The organism is Streptomyces sp. bgisy027, assembly GCF_057710365.1.
Map to the genome: position 1 here is coordinate 77,730 of NZ_JBYIVZ010000023.1, position 15,190 is coordinate 92,919.

General features: G+C 71.8%; 14 protein-coding genes and 1 pseudogene. 8 read left to right on the forward strand and 7 right to left on the reverse strand.

Going from position 1 to position 15,190, the window contains the following annotated elements:
- The first annotated feature begins 9 nt into the window (after positions 1–9).
- The 7 genes from AC3ETA_RS23935 to AC3ETA_RS23965 all read left to right on the forward strand — a co-directional run bounded on the left by AC3ETA_RS23935 (position 10) and on the right by AC3ETA_RS23965 (position 6,278).
- The gene (locus AC3ETA_RS23935; protein WP_432194949.1) at positions 10–1,254 is read left to right on the forward strand and encodes a cytochrome P450 family protein; all 1,245 of its coding nucleotides are present in this window, start codon (positions 10–12) and stop codon (positions 1,252–1,254) included.
- Positions 1,255–1,336: 82 nt separating this feature from the next.
- Positions 1,337–2,269, forward strand: coding sequence for an L-tyrosine/L-tryptophan isonitrile synthase family protein (locus AC3ETA_RS23940; protein WP_432194950.1), 933 nt, complete (start codon positions 1,337–1,339; stop codon positions 2,267–2,269).
- Positions 2,266–2,451 carry a hypothetical protein gene (locus tag AC3ETA_RS23945; RefSeq protein ID WP_432194951.1) on the forward strand — a complete coding sequence of 62 codons (186 nt, stop codon included), beginning with the start codon at positions 2,266–2,268 and terminating at the stop codon, positions 2,449–2,451. The genes AC3ETA_RS23940 and AC3ETA_RS23945 overlap by 4 nt, the downstream gene beginning before the upstream one ends.
- Before the next feature lie 549 nt (positions 2,452–3,000).
- Complete coding sequence (locus AC3ETA_RS23950) at positions 3,001–4,479, forward strand: MFS transporter (RefSeq protein WP_432195003.1); 1,479 nt, start codon at positions 3,001–3,003, stop codon at positions 4,477–4,479.
- A 189-nt stretch (positions 4,480–4,668) separates the two neighbouring features.
- Entirely contained in the window at positions 4,669–4,860 is a 192-nt protein-coding gene (gene tgmA, locus AC3ETA_RS23955; RefSeq protein ID WP_107911840.1) for a putative ATP-grasp-modified RiPP, read from the forward strand.
- A gap of 15 nt (positions 4,861–4,875) precedes the next feature.
- Positions 4,876–5,829 carry an MvdC/MvdD family ATP grasp protein gene (locus AC3ETA_RS23960; protein WP_432194952.1) on the forward strand — a complete coding sequence of 318 codons (954 nt, stop codon included), beginning with the start codon at positions 4,876–4,878 and terminating at the stop codon, positions 5,827–5,829.
- Entirely contained in the window at positions 5,826–6,278 is a 453-nt protein-coding gene (locus AC3ETA_RS23965; protein WP_432194953.1) for a hypothetical protein, read from the forward strand. Before AC3ETA_RS23960 ends, AC3ETA_RS23965 begins: the two co-directional genes overlap by 4 nt.
- On the opposite strand, the gene AC3ETA_RS23970 is transcribed toward AC3ETA_RS23965, so the two are convergent.
- The 4 genes and pseudogenes from AC3ETA_RS23970 to AC3ETA_RS23985 all read right to left on the reverse strand — a co-directional run bounded on the left by AC3ETA_RS23970 (position 6,241) and on the right by AC3ETA_RS23985 (position 9,398).
- Positions 6,241–7,110 carry a sugar phosphate isomerase/epimerase family protein gene (locus AC3ETA_RS23970; protein WP_432194954.1) on the reverse strand — a complete coding sequence of 290 codons (870 nt, stop codon included), beginning with the start codon at positions 7,108–7,110 and terminating at the stop codon, positions 6,241–6,243. The two genes, AC3ETA_RS23965 and AC3ETA_RS23970, sit on opposite strands and share 38 nt — an antisense overlap.
- Positions 7,107–8,123 carry a Gfo/Idh/MocA family oxidoreductase gene (locus tag AC3ETA_RS23975; protein ID WP_432194955.1) on the reverse strand — a complete coding sequence of 339 codons (1,017 nt, stop codon included), beginning with the start codon at positions 8,121–8,123 and terminating at the stop codon, positions 7,107–7,109. Before AC3ETA_RS23975 ends, AC3ETA_RS23970 begins: the two co-directional genes overlap by 4 nt.
- 85 nt (positions 8,124–8,208) lie before the next feature.
- Positions 8,209–8,427 (reverse strand): annotated as a pseudogene (locus AC3ETA_RS23980) (MFS transporter); the annotation flags it as partial.
- Positions 8,428–8,435: 8 nt separating this feature from the next.
- Complete coding sequence (locus AC3ETA_RS23985; protein WP_432194956.1) at positions 8,436–9,398, reverse strand: TIM barrel protein; 963 nt, start codon at positions 9,396–9,398, stop codon at positions 8,436–8,438.
- 207 nt (positions 9,399–9,605) lie between these two features.
- Here AC3ETA_RS23985 and AC3ETA_RS23990 point away from each other — a divergent pair, with 207 nt between their 5' ends.
- Positions 9,606–10,610 carry a LacI family DNA-binding transcriptional regulator gene (locus AC3ETA_RS23990; RefSeq protein WP_432195004.1) on the forward strand — a complete coding sequence of 335 codons (1,005 nt, stop codon included), beginning with the start codon at positions 9,606–9,608 and terminating at the stop codon, positions 10,608–10,610.
- A gap of 67 nt (positions 10,611–10,677) precedes the next feature.
- Here AC3ETA_RS23990 and AC3ETA_RS23995 read toward each other — a convergent pair whose 3' ends face one another.
- From AC3ETA_RS23995 to AC3ETA_RS24005, 3 genes are all read right to left on the reverse strand, one after another.
- Positions 10,678–11,682 (reverse strand): sugar ABC transporter substrate-binding protein, encoded by a 1,005-nt coding sequence (locus AC3ETA_RS23995; RefSeq protein ID WP_432194957.1) that lies wholly within the window; start codon positions 11,680–11,682, stop codon positions 10,678–10,680.
- Positions 11,683–11,972: 290 nt separating this feature from the next.
- Positions 11,973–13,544, reverse strand: a complete 1,572-nt coding sequence (locus AC3ETA_RS24000) for a C40 family peptidase (protein ID WP_432194958.1) — start codon at positions 13,542–13,544, stop codon at positions 11,973–11,975.
- 357 nt (positions 13,545–13,901) lie between these two features.
- The gene (locus AC3ETA_RS24005; protein ID WP_432194959.1) at positions 13,902–14,960 is read right to left on the reverse strand and encodes an NAD-dependent epimerase/dehydratase family protein; all 1,059 of its coding nucleotides are present in this window, start codon (positions 14,958–14,960) and stop codon (positions 13,902–13,904) included.
- Positions 14,961–15,190 lie beyond the last annotated feature (230 nt).

Consider the following 15,190-nt stretch of genomic DNA (forward strand, 5'->3'; position numbering starts at 1 on the left):
CCACCACCCATGACCGTCCAGGAACCGCAGCCGCTCACCGACCCGGTGCCGCTGATGGGCTGTCCGTACAAGGCCGACCCCTATCCGCTGTACGAGCGGATGCGCGACGCCGGTCCCGTCCACCGGGTCCTCTTCCCCAGCGGCGTGCGGGCCTGGCTCGTCACCGGGTACGACGCCGCCCACGCCGCGCTGAACGACGACCGGCTCGGCAAGAACCACGACCGGGGCAACGACGGCTGGCGCGAGCGCGCCTCGATCATGCCCGAGCCGCAGCACTCCCAGCTCCAGGTCCATCTCCTGCACCAGGACCCGCCGAAGCACACGCACATGCGGCGCCTCGTCACGGATTCGTTCACGCCGCGCCGCGTCGAGGCGCTGACGCCGCGCTTGCAGGCACTGGCCGACGCGCTCGTCGACGCCCTTCCGCAGCACGGGCCCGCCGACCTCGTCGCCGGGTTCGCCGCCCGCTTCCCCTTCCGGGCGCTCGCCGAAGTCATCGGTCTGCCCGGGGAGTTGGCGGCACGCTTCGACCGCGACTGGGGCAAGGTCGTCCAGCCGGTGGGGCCGACGGACCCGGGGCGGCCTCAGTACGAAGCGCGACTGCACGGCCTCCAGGGCTATATCGCCGAGGTGGTCGCGCACAAGCGCGAGCACGGGGACGGCGATCTCCTCGGCCGCCTCGTCGCCGCCCGTGACGAGGGCGGACTCTCCCAGGAGGAGCTCGACTCGATGATCTTCCAGCTGCTGGTCGCGGGCCAGGAACCGGTCACCAACCAGATCACGACAGCCCTCATCGCCCTGTTCCGTCACCCCGACCAGCTCGCCCGGCTGCGCGACGACCCCGCCCTGCTGCCCCGCGCCGTCGAGGAACTCCTGCGCCACGACAGCGCCTTCGAGCTCACCACCTGGCGCTTCTTCGACGAGGACAGCGACCTGTACGGCACCGAGGTACCGGCCGGGGACTCCGTGATCGTCTCCCTGTGCGCGGCCAACCGCGACCCGCGCCGCTTCCCCGGCCCCGACACCCTCGATCTCGACCGCAGCCCCAACCCGCACCTCGCCTTCGGGCACGGCATCCACTTCTGCCCCGGCGCCGCCCTCGCCCGCGCCGAACTCCGCGTCGCCCTCGGCACACTGCTGGCCCGCCTGCCCGGCCTGCACCTCGCCGCAAAGGCCGAGGACCTCGAGTGGATCCCGGCTGTCCTGGGCCGCGGCACCCAGCGCCTGCCCGTGGGCTACGACCGACGGCTGTGACGCCGGCCCCGGCCCCCTGACCGACCGCGCCCGTCCCGCCGAGGCGCCACCCCGCCATGCCCGCACCCCGTGGAGGAACGACATGTCGCTGACGACCGCACCGGACACCCTCCCCCGAACCACCGCCGCGAGGATCCTGGACCTGCTCCTCGCGCACCACCGCACGACGGACCCCTCCCGCGCCACGGCCGAGGCGTTCACCCATCAACTGCGCCGGATCACCGACTTCGTGCGTGAGGGCGCCCCGATCGTCCTCACCCTGCCCGGCTTCCCCTGCAAGTCGCCCAACCCGGCCAAGACCCTGGGCCACCTCCCGGACATGGGCGAACGTCTCTCCCTCGCCTTCCTCGACACCCTGTGCGCCGGAATCGAGGAGATCCACGCACCCGGCGCGCAGGTCGTCATCTGCTCCGACGGCCATGTCTTCGGAGACCTCATCCGCGTCCCCGACCAGCACATCGACGCCTACGCGGACGAACTGCGCGCCCTGATCCGGGAGTCGGACCTGCGCCGCCTGTCCCTCTTCGACCTGCGCGACGTCCTCGGGGACCTCCCGCACGACGCCAGACGCGCCCACGTCCACGACCGCTACGCACCCACCCCGCAAGCCCTGCGCGCCGAGGTCCGCACCGACGCACAGACCCTCGCCCTGTACCGGGGCATCACCCGTTTCCTCGTCGAGGACACCAGCGGGTTCACCGGCAGCCGCTCGGCCCTGCAACGGGAGTGCCGCAAGCGGGCGTACGGCGTCATCCAGCGCAGCCGGGCCTGGGGCCGGCTCATCGCCGATCACCATCCGCGCGCCGTACGCCTGTCGATCCACCCCCAGCCGGCGGGTGCCGCCAAGTTCGGCATCCGGCTGCTCGACGCGCCCGACGTGTGGACGACGCCCTGGCACTCCGTCGCCCTGCGCGAGGCCGACGGCGGCTGGACCCTCATGCCCCACGCCAGGGCCCGACGGCTCGGCCGACCGGTCCACCGGGACGGCAGACCCAGCCACTTCGAGCGGGCGTGACGGCCCAGCTCCGCCCGGCCACCGTCCGCAGGTACGTGCCGAGCCGGGCGATCGCCGACCGCCCCGGTGCCGAGGACGTCACCGCCGCGCTGTGGTGCGCCTGCCACGGCGGGCAGCAGGGCATCGCCCACCACCTGCTGCGACGGGGCGGTGACGTCACCTGGTCGGCTGCGACCGGCTGACCACACTGGACGCCGCCCACCGCGAGGGCCACCACACGCTCGTGACATGGCTGCGCGAGCAGGGGGCGAAGTCCGCCGAGGAGTTCGTCTGACGCCGGGCACGGGCCGCACCTCCGACGTGCGGGCGCCCACTGTTCGCAGTCCCGCCCGGAACGGGCGCTCGCCCCGGTGAGCGAACCGGCACCGTCCGCCTTCCGCTTCGCCGCGCCCCTGCCCTGCCCCGCCCTCCAAGGCCCCGGCGCTGCCGCCGGCGCCGGAGAGCGCCGGGCCGGTGCTCCCGGACCGGTGCGCCCGGCAGCGCTCGTCGCTGTGGCGCTACCTCACGGGGCTGATCCGCGGAGGCCGCTGACCACCCCCGGTGACGGCCCGGCGCACGGGCGGAACTGATCGACTGGAGGCCCGTCCGGCACCGGCGTACCGTCGAATGGTGGCGGGATCCGACCACCGAGCCCCCGCCCACGGCGCGATGCGATGAGCAACCCGGAGCCGACCCCCGAAGCGCGGCCCACCCCGCAGGAGACGGAGCGGAGTGATGGCCGCGGCAGCGGTATGGCGCTGCTGGTCATCGCCTCCTGTCAGCTGATGGTGGTGCTCGACATCACCATCGTGAACATCGCCCTGCCGCACATCCAGCGCTCCCTCGACTTCTCGACGACCAACCTGTCCTGGGTGGTGAACGCCTACACGCTCACCTTCGGCGGACTGCTGCTGCTCGGCGGCAGGATGGGCGACATCCTCGGCAGACGACGGGTGTTCGTCTTCGGTGTCCTGCTGTTCGTCCTCGCCTCGCTGCTCGGCGGACTGTCCCAGAACTCCTGGCAACTCCTCGCCGCCCGCGCCCTCCAGGGTGTCGGCGGCGCCATCGCGTCCCCGACCTCGCTCGCCCTGATCAGCACGACGTTCCGCGAAGGACCAGAGCGCAACCGGGCGTTCGGCGTGTTCGCAGCGGTCTCCGCGGGCGGCGGCGCGATCGGGCTGCTGATGGGCGGCATCCTGGTCGAGTGGCTGAACTGGCGCTGGGTGCTGTTCGTCAACGTGCCCATCGGGCTGCTCATCGTGCTCGCCACCCCGCGCTACATCCGGGAGTCCGAGCGCCACCCCGGGCACTTCGACATAGCGGGCGCGCTGACCTCCACCATCGGCATGGTGCTGCTGGTGTACGGGTTCATCCGGGCCGCACAGGACGGCTGGCGGGACCCGCTCACGCTGGGCTCGTTCGGGGCGGCCGTCGTCTTCCTGATCCTGTTCGTGCTGGTCGAGCAGCGCTCCAGACAGCCGATCACGCCCCTGCACATGTTCGCCGACCGCAACCGTGCGGGCACGTACGGCATCATGCTGAGCCTGGCCGCCGCGATCTTCGGGATGTTCTTCTTCCTCACGCTCTTCGTGCAGGACGTGCTGGACTTCAGCCCGCTCCAGGCCGGCCTCGCCTTCCTTCCGGTGAGCGCGGTGATCGCGGTGGGCGCGGGGCTCGCCTCCCAGCTCCTGCCGAAGTACGGGCCCAAGCCGTTCATGGTGACCGGCGCGATCCTGGCCGCCGCCGGGTTGGGCTGGCTGACCCTGACCGACGTCGACTCCACCTACCCCGGCAGCATCCTCGGCCCGATGCTCGTCTTCAGTCTCGGCATGGGCATGGAGTTCGTGTCCCTGACCCTGATGGCGCTGTCCAACGTGACCGTCCGGGAGACCGGCGCCGCCTCCGGGCTGCTCAACGCCACCCAGCAGGTGGGTGGTTCCCTCGGGCTGTCCATCCTGGTCACGACGTTCGGGACGGCCAGCAACAACGAGGCCGACAAACAGATCCCGGCCTTCCTCTCCCAGGCGACCCCGGTGGAACGGCTGCGCTTCGAACGCACCGGGCAGCTCCCGGCGCAGTACGCCGACGAGATCCTCGCCTCGGGCGTCTCCGCCGCCTTCATCGCGGCCGCGATCTTCACGGCGGTCGCCGCGGTGATCGCCCTGCTCGTCATCGAGGTCCGCCCCTCCGATCTGGAGCGCCTCCGGGGCGGCGGGGCGCCGCCGTCCTGAGGTTCGGTGGAGAGAGCGGTCCGGCGGTCGCACGTGCCCCGTGGCGCCCAACTGCCCCCTCATACGCCCGCAGTCGCGGCAGCGCAATGTGATGACCTTCACCCCGGTGTGGCCGAAAGTGATGAATTCATTACGCAAGCAGTGCGTAAGGGACGGTAATTCAGACAACGCCACCAGTGGAGGTTTAAAGTGCAACCGTTCACTCTCAAGTACGCGTTTCCCGGCGGGATCGCTCAGGCGGTGACGCCGTATCACTTCGACCCGGCCCGGCAGCTGAACATGCTGCCCGACGGCCGGCCCGCCGTCAGTGACCCGGACCTCCTGCTCGCGGTCGGTACGACGACGTCCACCGCCGGGTCCGCGACCCACTTCGACGACTGACGAACCGGGCCGCGCATGACGGTTCTGATCCTGACGTCCGAGGAGGACGTGACCGCCGACATGGTGGTGGCCAGACTGTACGCGACGGGGACGCCCGTGCTGCGTCTGGACCCCGCCGACCTGCCGGGCAAGGCCGTGCTGGCCGCCGACTACGCCCACGGCGACTTCGACGGCCATCTGTCGGTCAACGGGCATGTGCTCAGCATGGGCGGCCTGCGCTCCATCTGGGTGCGCAGGCCCGGCGAGCCGGCCGCACACGCCGCCAACCCCTCACCGTGGCTGACCGCCGAGACCCGGCAGGCGCTGTACGGGATGCTCCACTCCGCCGCCGCACGGTGGATGAACCACCCGCGCAACGCCGAGCAGGCCCGGCTCAAGCCCTGGCAGCTGAGGGTCGCCCACCTCAGCGGCTTCGCGGTGCCGCCGACCGTCTTCACCACGGCACCCCGCCTGGCACGGGAGTTCGTCGAGGAGCACCGGGAGGTGGTGGTGAAGTCCGCTTCGGGACCGCCGCCCGGCGACCCCGTGCTGACCCTGCCCACCACCCTCATCGGCCCCGACGCGGACTTCGCCGCCGTCGCGGCCGGGCCCGCGCTGCTCCAGCGGTACGTGCACAAGCGCGCCGACATCCGGCTGACCTCCGTCGGCACCCGGCTGTTCGCCGCGCGCAAGACGGCCGGACCCGGCCAGGTCGACGGCCGCTACGGCGAGACCGGACACGCCTGGGAGCCGGTCCCGGTCCCCGACCGCATCGGCAAGTCGGTGCACGAGTACGTCACCCTCGCCGGACTGGCGTACGCCGCCTTCGACTTCGCCGAGGACGAGGACGGCATCTGGTGGTTCCTGGAGTGCAACCAGGGCGGCCAGTTCGGCTTCGTGGAACTGGAGACCGGACAGCCGATCGCCGAGGAGGTCGCCCTGTGGCTGTCACAGCGCCGGTCGGACCGCCGCGCCGGCGAGAGCCGTTGAGTGCCTGGACCGCGTTGAGGAGCACCCGTCCGACGTGCGCCCGGAAGCCCACCGCGGGCCACGGGCGCACCGGGACCGACGCACCGGCGGACCACGCGAGGAAACGCGATGACCACGCGGCGGACGATCGCGCCGGACGAACTCGACACACTCACGCGCGGCACGCCGGGCGCACCGCGACCACCGACACCGAGATCGGCGGCCACCCGGTTCGGACCGGCGCGATCGTCACCGTCTGGAACGCCTCCGCCCACCACGACGAGCTGGTCTTCGACGCCCCGGGCGAGCTGCGGCTGGACCGCACCCCCAACAGGCACGTCACCTTCGCCCACGGCCCCGTCCACTCCGCCTTCCTCAGCGGCGTCGGTACCCTGCCGCTCACGCCGAAGGCCGCCTGCACCGCCGTACCGCCTACCTGGCCAGTTCCTTGCGGATGCGGTCCAGCATGAACGCCGAGGACTCCTTCGCACGTTCCTCCCAGGCGAAGACACAGGCCGTCGCGACGCCGTCGAAGCCCAGCTCGCGCAGCGTGCCGAAGAAGGCGTCCCAGTCGACCTCGCCCTGCCCGATGTCCAGGTGCTGGTGGATCCGGGCCGTCGTGCCGGGCGGGTTGAGGATGTAGCGCAGGCCGGAGGAGCCCTTGTGGTTGAAGGAGTCCGCGATGTGCACGTGCTGGAGCTTGTCACCGGCGTAGCGCATCATCGCCGCGATGTCGGCGCCGGCCTCCGCGGACCCGGACAGGTGGAAGGAGTGCGGGGCGCAGTAGAGGTAGTTCACCCACCGCTTGTTGATCGCGTGGACCAGGTCGACCGCCGGGGCGTTCTCCTCGCAGAAGTCGTCCGGGTGGGCCTCCAGGTTCAGAGCGATGCCTTCGCGCTCGAACACCGGGAGCAGTTCCTCCAGCGACCGCCAGAAGGCCGCCTCGCTCTCGGCCGCGCGCTCGGGGCGGCCGTTGAACTCGCTGTTCATGAGCGGGCATCCGAGGTCGGCGGTGATCTCGATCATCCGCTTCCAGTGGCGGACGGCCGCCTGCCGCTCCGTCTCGTCCGGCGACGACCACTTGTACAGCGGCAGTACGGAGGACAGCTGGACGCCGTGCGTGCGCAGGGCGTTCTTCAGCTCCGCGACCCGCCCGTCGTCGGCACGCGGGTGCAGGAAGAACGGCATGAAGTCGTCGCGGGGCGACAACTCGATGTAGTCGTAGCCGAGTTCGGCGACGGTGCGCACCATCTCGTCGATGGGCAGCGCACGGAACATGTACGGGTCGAGGGCGATCTTCACGCGGCACCTCCGTAGAAGGCGGGACGGGGCTTGAGGCCGGTGGCGACGACGCGGCCCGACCGAAGCGCCTCGACGGTCGCGGCGGTGATGACGGTCGCGGCGTAGCCGTCCCAGGCGGAGGGCCCGGCGGGCTCGTCGCCGGCCGCGACGGACGCGATCCACTCGCGGAACTCGGTGTCGAAGGCGTCCCGGAAGCGGCCCACCCAGTCGGTGAGCACCTCGGTGCTGTGCCGGGCGGCGGTGCGCACCCCTACGGCGGCCGGATCGGGCAGCCGGACGAGGCCCTCCTCACCGACGGCCTCGCACTGGATGTCGTAGCCGTACCGGCAGTTGACGAAGACCTCCAGGTCGATGCGGACGCCCTTGGCGGTCTCGAACAGCATGATCTGCGGGTCCTTGAGGTGCGCGAACCGCTTGCTCGTGGAGCGCGGGGTGATGACCTGCGTGGAGACGATCTCGTCGTCCAGCAGCCAGCGCAGCACGTCCACCTCGTGCACGGCCGTGTCGAGGGCCGCCATCTCGGAGGTGTACGACTCCGGCACGGTCGGGTTGCGGTGCGCGCAGTGCACGATCAGCGGCTCGCCGATCCGGCCGGCGTCGATGACCTGCTTCATCTGCCGGTACCCGGCGTCGTAGCGGCGCATGAAGCCGACCTGCACCAGGCGCCGGCCGTGCGCGGTCTCGGCCTCGACGATCCGCAGACAGTCCTCGGCGGTGGTCGCGAGCGGCTTCTCGCAGAACACCGGCTTCCCGGCGGCGACGGCGTTCAGCACGTGCTCGGCGTGGGTCGGACCCCAGGACGTCACCAGTACGGCGTCGACGTCCTCCGCCGCGGCCACGGCCGCACCGTCGGGCAGCGCCCGGGCGCCGGTCTCGGCGGCGGCCTCCTCGGCACGGGCGGCGTCGATGTCGGTGACCGCGGTGACGCGGGCGCCGGTGACGGTGTCGGTGAGGCGCCGGATGTGCTCCTTGCCGATCCAGCCGGCGCCGATGACGCCTACTCGCACAGTCATGGGTTGTGGTCCTTTCTGCGGTCCCCGGCCGCGACGGACCCGGGGACGGGGGTGTTCAGGAGAAGCGCGCCCGGAGTTCGGCTTCGAGGGATTCGAGCGAGCGGCCCTTCGTCTCGGGGACGCAGAGCTTCACGGGTTCCGTCATGTACGGCAGGGCGCCGTTGATGACGCCGGTGTCGTAGCCGAAGAGCAGTCCGCCGAAGGCGGCGATGACGGTGATGAGCGGCAGCCGGCGGGAGACCGCGGGCGGGGCGTCCTGTGTGACGGCGGAGGGGGTCTCGATCGCGGCGTCCCTGAGATCCATGGGACGCCTCACCGGTGGCCGGGTGTCTTCAGGGCGGGGCGCCGGGTCCCGGTCAGGCCGCAGCCCGCCAGGTGCTCACGCGTACCCACGGCGATGGGCAGCGGCACCTCGGGCGCGCACGGGTACAGGTCCTGCTCGACGATCACGAACAACTCGGCGTCAAGACGGGCCAGTTCGGTCACGACGTCGGCGGGGTTCGGCACGCCCGCGGGTGGCGAGACGCACACTCCGCGCTTGACGGCCTCGCCGAACGACAGGTCCTGCGCCGCGACCTGCGCGAGGACGTCCGGGTCCATCTGCTTGATGTGCACGTACCCGACGCGCTCACCGAAGCGCCGGATCAGATCGACGTTGTCGCCGCCGCCGTAGGCGACGTGCCCGGTGTCCAGGCAGAGGTTCGTCCAGCGCGGGTCCGACTCGTTGAGCAGCCGCTCGATCTCCGGCTGGGTCTGGATGTGGCTGTCGGCGTGCGGGTGGACGACGAGCCGTACGTCGTAGTCGTCCAGGAGCAGCTTGCCGAGCCGGTCGGCGGCCTTGCCGAAGCCGGCCCACTGGTCGGCGGTCAGCACCGGCGACTCGGTGAACGCGCCGGTCTTCTCGTCCCGGTACATGGGCGGGATGAGGACCAGGTGATGGGCGCCCGCCGCGGCCGTCAGCTCGGCGACCCGGCAGACGTGGACGAGCATCTCGTCCCATGCCTCGGGGCGGTGCAGCGCGCCGAAGGCGGTGCCGCCGGCGACCTTCAGGCCGCGAGCGTCGAGCTCCTCCCGCAGCCGCCGGGGGTCGGTGGGGAGGTAGCCGTACGGCCCGAGCTCCAGCCATTCGTACCCCGCCCCGGCGAGCTCGTCGAGGAAGCGTGTGTACGGGACCTGCTGGTCGTCCTCGGGGAACCACACCCCCCACGAGTCGGGGGCCGAGCCCAGGCACAGGTTGCCCGCGGTGGAGCGGGGCGAGGTTGGCGCCGTTGCCATGACAGGTCCTTCGGGGAGGGGACGTCAGGGGTGGTGTCCACGCATCTTCTGTCGCGCTCTACTAGCGCGCTCTAGTCCGAGTACGATGACCCTGGTCCAAATGTCATGTCAATAGCTTGTTGCCATCGGATTTCGGGACCTGGCTAAGGTGAACGGCGTCGAAGGGTGGGTTCACAGGTGGATGCGGCAGGCCGTCAGCGGCCCACGATGGCGGACGTCGCCCAGAAGGCCGGTGTCTCCCGGGCGCTCGTCTCGATCGTCTTCCGGGGCCTGCCCGGCGCCGGCAGCGAGACCCGGGAGCGGGTGCTGCGCGTCGCCGACGAGATCGGCTACCGGCCGGACAACGCGGCCAGGCTGCTCGCCCGGGGCCGCAGCCGCACGCTCGGCGTGATGTTCATCGTCCACCAGACCTTCCACACGGACCTCATCGCGGGCATCTACCCGGAGGCCGAGCGGCTCGGCTACGACGTGCTGCTCTCCGGGACGACCCCCGGCCGCGGCGAGGACAAGGCGATCGAGGCCCTGCTCGGCCACCGCTGCGAGGGCCTGATCCTGCTCGCCCCCGACGCCGATCCGGGCTACCTCGACGAGCTCGGGCACCGCGCCGCCACCGTCTCGGTCGCCCGTCGCGCGCCCGGCGCCCATGTCGACTTGGTGCACAGCGCCGAGGGCAAGGGCGTGCGCCAGGCCATGGACCACCTCGTGGAACTGGGCCACCGCCGGATCGTGCACATCGACGGCGGGCGCGGCCCCGGCTCGGCCGAGCGGCGGCGCGCCTACCGGGCCGCGATGCGCCGGCACGGGCTGGAGGCCGAGCTGCGGGTGATTCCCGGCACCCATACCGAGGAGTCGGGCATCGAGGCGGGCCGCACGCTGCTGGCGGAGCGCGACCGCGGGCTGCCCCTGCCGACCGCGGTCCTCGCGGGCAACGACCGTTGCGCGATGGGCCTGTTGATGTCCCTGACGCGTTCGGGCGTAGAGGTCCCGCGTGACATGTCCGTCGTCGGCTACGACGACAGCCACCTCTCCCACCTGATGCCGATCGGCCTGACCACCGTTCGCCAGGACGCGGTCCTGCTGGCGGAACACGCCGTGCGCTTCGCCGTGGAGCGGCTTGAGGACCCGGAACTGAAGCCGCGGGAGGCCGTGCTGGACCCCAAGCTCGTCGTGCGCGGCACGAGCGGGCCGGCCCCGCAGGAGCCGGCCCGCTGACGAACGGCGGCGGGGCCGGCCGTGCCCCGTCGCGGTCACGGCCGGCCCCGCCTGTCCCGGTACACGCCTAGCGCGTGCCCTTCGCGGCGAACTCGGCGACCGCGTCGACGTTCTCCTTGGTGATGAAGGCGGGCCCGGTCAGCACCGGAGCGCTGCCGCCGCCGCTGAAGTTGCCGTTGGTCCGGTACAGCCACAGCGAGTCGACCGCCAGATAGCCCTGGAGATAGGGCTGCTGGTCGACGGCGAACTCGACCTTGCCGTCCTGGACGGCCGTCACCAGTTCCTTGTTGAGGTCGAAGGTGGCGACCTTTGCCTCGCTGCCCGCGTCGGACACCGACTGCACCGCCGTCAGCGCGAAGGGCGCGCCCAGCGTGACCACCTGGTCGATGGAGGGGTCCTGCTGGAGCTTGGCGGTGATCGTCGACTTCACGGACGGCATGTCGGTGCCGTTCACGTAGAGGTTGTCGGTCCTGCCCTTGAACCCCTTCTTCAGACCGGCGCAGCGGGCCTCGAGGGCGACATGGCCCTGCTCCTGGATGACGCACAGTGCGTGTTCGGCGCCGGTCTCGCCCAGCCGCTCCCCGAAGGCCGCGCCGGCGATGTTCTCGTCCTGGCCGAAGTACTCGAGCATGCCGAGTTCCTTCCAGTCGTCCAGGCCGGCGTTGAAGCCGACGACCGGGATGCCGGCCGCGGTGGCCTTGGCGATCACGGCCTTCATCGCGCTCGGCTTGGCCGCGGTCAGGGCGATGCCGTCGACCTTCTGGTCGATGGCGTTCTGCACCAGGTTGGCCTGGTTGCCGGCGGCCGGGTCGCTGGAGTACACGAGCTTGACGTTGTCCTTGGCGGCGGCCGCCTCGGCGCCCTTGCGGATCAGGTCCCAGAAGGTGTCACCGGGCGCCGCGTGAGTGATCATGGCCACGGTCATCCGGGGCGTGGTGGCCTTGCCTGCCGCGGTGTCGCCGGAGCCCTCCTCGGAATCCTTTCCGCCGGAGCCGCTGGAGCATCCCGCGGCGAACAGGGCGGCTGCCAGGGCGGCGGCCGTCAGGCCGGCGGCTCGGTGGTGTCTGCGCATGTCCCATGCACCTCGCTGTGCTGATCGGGGCGGGTTCTCAGGTGGGGGGAGGGTCACGGGTTCCGCCCGCCGGTAAAGGACTGGAGCGCTCCACTAGCGCGCTCTAGTGGCAGGAACTATGCGGGTACCCGCAGGTGATGTCAATGGGTTTGTCAGGACGTATCGACAAGGCCGAGGTGGCAGGGTGCGTCAGCTCTCTCGGGCGCAGGGAATCCCGAGGGCGACACGCGACCACCCCGCCTCGGACGAGACGGGGTGGTCGCGGTGCGGTGGCCGGGGCGGCCTACGGCTCAGGCGGGCCGTATCGCGCTGTGGATCGCGGCCTCGCCGGCGTAGTGGATCGACTCCTCGCGTACGAGCAGTCCGGGCCCGGGGGCATGGATCATCATGCCGTTCCCGCAGTAGATCCCGACGTGCGCGGCGTGGAAGAGGACCAGGTCACCGAGTTCGAGACGGCCGAGGTCGACACCCTGCCCCGCTGTCGCCTGGTCCGGGGCCGTGCGCGGGAGCGCGATGCCGGCGGCCTTCCAGGCGGCCTGGGTGAGGCCGGGGCCGTCGAACGCCTCGGGGCCGGTCGTGCCCCAGACGCAGGGCTTGCCCAGCTGGGCGCGGGCGAACTCCAGGGCCCGGACGGCGCGGGTGTCGTGTGACGCCGTCGAGGTGAGGGCGGTGGCGGCGGCCGCCGTTACGTCCGCCGGAGCGGCCGGTGGCGCGACCGTGAGGGTGCCGAGGTAGGGGTCCGTGATGGTGTCCGGGGCGGTGCTCTGAGGTGCGGCCGTGGTGACGGTGCCGAGGTACGGGTCCGTGACGGTGGCCGGGGGTGCGGCCGTGGTGAGAGTTCCGAGGTACGGGTCCGTGACGGTGGTCGTGAGCGGGTCCGTAGCGGGTGCCGCGGGTGCTGTCGTCGGCGGGGCCGCCGCGCCGGGCGGGACGGTGGTGAGGTCGGCGGCGGACCGCGCTTGCAAGGCCTGCCACTGGTCCTCTGCCGAGGGCTGGGTCGGGGCCGAAGCGGTGGCCCAGTCGCCGGAGGCCGGCAGTGCTGCGATCGCCGCCGGGGCGGCGCTCCGTCCCGTGCCGTACCTGGACAGCAGCTCGCGGGCCCGGTCGAGCTTGCGCCGGTTCTGCTCCTTGGTCGTCCGCAGTGAGTCCCGCGTCTGCGGATCGGCCGCGGTGTCGGTGGCCGGGACGGTTGCGGAGGCCGAGGCGGTCCCCGCCGGCAGGGCGAGGACGGACGGCATGACCTGGGTGGCCTGGAGGTCCGCCGGAGCAGCGGGGGCGGCCGGCAGAGCGGCGACCGGACCGGCGGTGAGCTCGGTGAACGGAGCCGCCCCGGTGCCGCGAGCGGACGTCAACTCCTTCGCCGGCGCGGCCGGCAGCGCAAGCGGCGCGCGACCCGTCGACTCACGGGCCGGGGAAAGGTCCTGCACGGCCCGCGCGGGCCTGCGCTCGACGGGACGGTCCGGCGTCCGGTCGCGCGGCAGCGCGGCCGGCACGGTCGGACCGAGCTTTGCGCGCGCCGAGTCGAACCACTGCCGGCTGACGTTGTCGAGCGCGGGGTCACTGCGGCTTCCCTCGCTCGCCCGGGTACTGGTGTCCCCCGGCCCGGGGCTCCGCTTGCGCGGTCCGGACGACGAGGCGCGGGTGGCGTTGAAGGTCCCCGAGTCGGTCTCGGCCCGGTCGTAGAGGGCGGCGATCCGTCGGCTGACTTCCTCGCGGCTGGGTGCCTCGTCCGAGGACGAGGGAGCGGCGCCCGCCGTCTGGCCGAGCAGCGCCACCGAGGTGAGGGCCGCCGACGCGAGTGCGGAGTTGCGCATGCCGGGCAGGCTGAGAGCCCCCGGCCGCGCGGTGCCTTCCGGCGCCATGGGCGACGTACTCCTTCCGTACTCCGCCTGCCGAGTCAGTGGTGGGGGTACCCCCAGGCCGTTCGGGCTCCGGGGGAGGGTTCGGGCGGTCGGTCCGGAAGGTGTGCCCTACGGCCTGTGCCCCGAAGGGCAGTCGGCCGATTCACCCCAAGTTCGGTCGGGTCCCCGGCTCCGGTGAACCTCTTTGAGCGCACCGGACTCGGCGGAGGCCGCGCGTCCCGGCGGGGTTCGCCGGAGGTGGTCGTGCGGCCTGATCCGTAACCTAGCCAACTTGTGCGCCTCCCGTGAAGGTTGAGGCGTTAAATGTCCGATACGTATTTGTGACCTGCGACGCTTATGAGGGAGCGGCGGCCCGGTTCACTTCGCGGTGCGTCGGTGCCGCCACGCTTCGTAGTGATCCAGCACCGTCTGCTCGATCGGGCGGTAGGTGACGCCCAGTTCGTTCACGCTGCGGCTGTTGTCCACCCGGAACCGGATGCCGAGGTGTTTGCGGAGGTAGTCCTGTGTCAGGCCGAAGGCCGGGCCGAGGAGCCGTACCGGCCAGTGCGGGAGCGCGGTGCGCGGCAGCCGTAGGTCGCGGGGGTGGCGGGTGCGCAGGATGCGGGACATCTCGTGGAACGACGTCATGGTCTCGGCGGCGACGATGTAACGGCCTTCGGCGTCCGGGTTCTCGGCGGCCGCGATGTGCGCGTCGGCCACATCGCGCACGTCCGCCGTGGTGAAGCTGAAGTCCGGGGCGCCGTAGAAGAAGTAGCCCTTGAACAGCTCCTGCAGCAGGAACAGGCTGCCGGACTCGGAGGCGGGGGTGAGGGAAGGGCCCAGGATCAGGCCGGGGTTGACCGACACCAGGCGCCAGCGGCCCTGGGCTGCCTCCGCGTCCCGGGCGGCGCGCTCCGCGACCGTCTTGGCGTAGTGGTACGGGTTGTTCTCCACCGTGCTCGTGGTGTTGAAGTACCGCTCGGAGAGCACCCCTTCGTCCATCTTCAGGACGTCCGCGTAGTCACCGAAGATCGTGCCCACGGTGGAGGTGAGCACGAGGCGCTCGACGGTGGGTGTCCGTTCGACGGCCGCCAGCACATTGCGGGTACCGAGCAGGGCCGGGTCCACCATCTCCCGGCGGCCGTCCTTGATCTTCTCCGGCATGCGGAACGGCGACGCCACATGGAACACCGTCCGGCAGCCGGTCATCGCCTCGTCGAAGGCGCCCTCGGTCAGCAGGTCCGCCTCGAACAGCGACAGCCGGCCGGGATGGGCGTCCTGCATGTCCCGCAGCGGCCGCACCTTGGCCGTGGCCTGCGTGCTGCGCACGGTGGCATGCACCCGGTGGCCGCGTTGCAGGAGCCGATGCACCAGGTGACTGCCGACGAACCCGCTGCCGCCGGTCACCAGCACGGCTGCCGAACCGTCCGAGCCCACGCCCTCACCCCTCACGTCCAGCGGTCGGGGTCACCTTATGGCGCCCCGCCGGCGGCGCGGCGGACGCGGTGCGTACCCGGGTGGGTGCCGTAAGGGGCGGTCCCCGGAGGTGAGGTTGACGGGCGGGATCGCGTCACCCCCGGAGAACCGGCCAAGGAGGGATGTGTACGACTCGGGGAGGTCGCACGTACGTGCGACCAGTCGAACGACGCGGGCAAGGGTTTTCCGAC

Excerpts from the sequence above, each read along its gene's own strand:
- AC3ETA_RS23935 (WP_432194949.1), top strand. The coding sequence starts at position 10 with ATGACCGTCCAGGAACCGCAGCCGCTCACCGACCCGGTGCCGCTGATG.
- AC3ETA_RS23940 (WP_432194950.1), top strand. The coding sequence starts at position 1,337 with ATGTCGCTGACGACCGCACCGGACACCCTCCCCCGAACCACCGCCGCG.
- AC3ETA_RS23950 (WP_432195003.1), top strand. The coding sequence starts at position 3,001 with ATGGCGCTGCTGGTCATCGCCTCCTGTCAGCTGATGGTGGTGCTCGAC.
- AC3ETA_RS23960 (WP_432194952.1), top strand. The coding sequence starts at position 4,876 with ATGACGGTTCTGATCCTGACGTCCGAGGAGGACGTGACCGCCGACATG.
- AC3ETA_RS23975 (WP_432194955.1), bottom strand. The coding sequence starts at position 8,123 with ATGACTGTGCGAGTAGGCGTCATCGGCGCCGGCTGGATCGGCAAGGAG.
- AC3ETA_RS23985 (WP_432194956.1), bottom strand. The coding sequence starts at position 9,398 with ATGGCAACGGCGCCAACCTCGCCCCGCTCCACCGCGGGCAACCTGTGC.
- AC3ETA_RS23990 (WP_432195004.1), top strand. The coding sequence starts at position 9,606 with ATGGCGGACGTCGCCCAGAAGGCCGGTGTCTCCCGGGCGCTCGTCTCG.
- AC3ETA_RS23995 (WP_432194957.1), bottom strand. The coding sequence starts at position 11,682 with ATGCGCAGACACCACCGAGCCGCCGGCCTGACGGCCGCCGCCCTGGCA.
- AC3ETA_RS24000 (WP_432194958.1), bottom strand. The coding sequence starts at position 13,544 with ATGGCGCCGGAAGGCACCGCGCGGCCGGGGGCTCTCAGCCTGCCCGGC.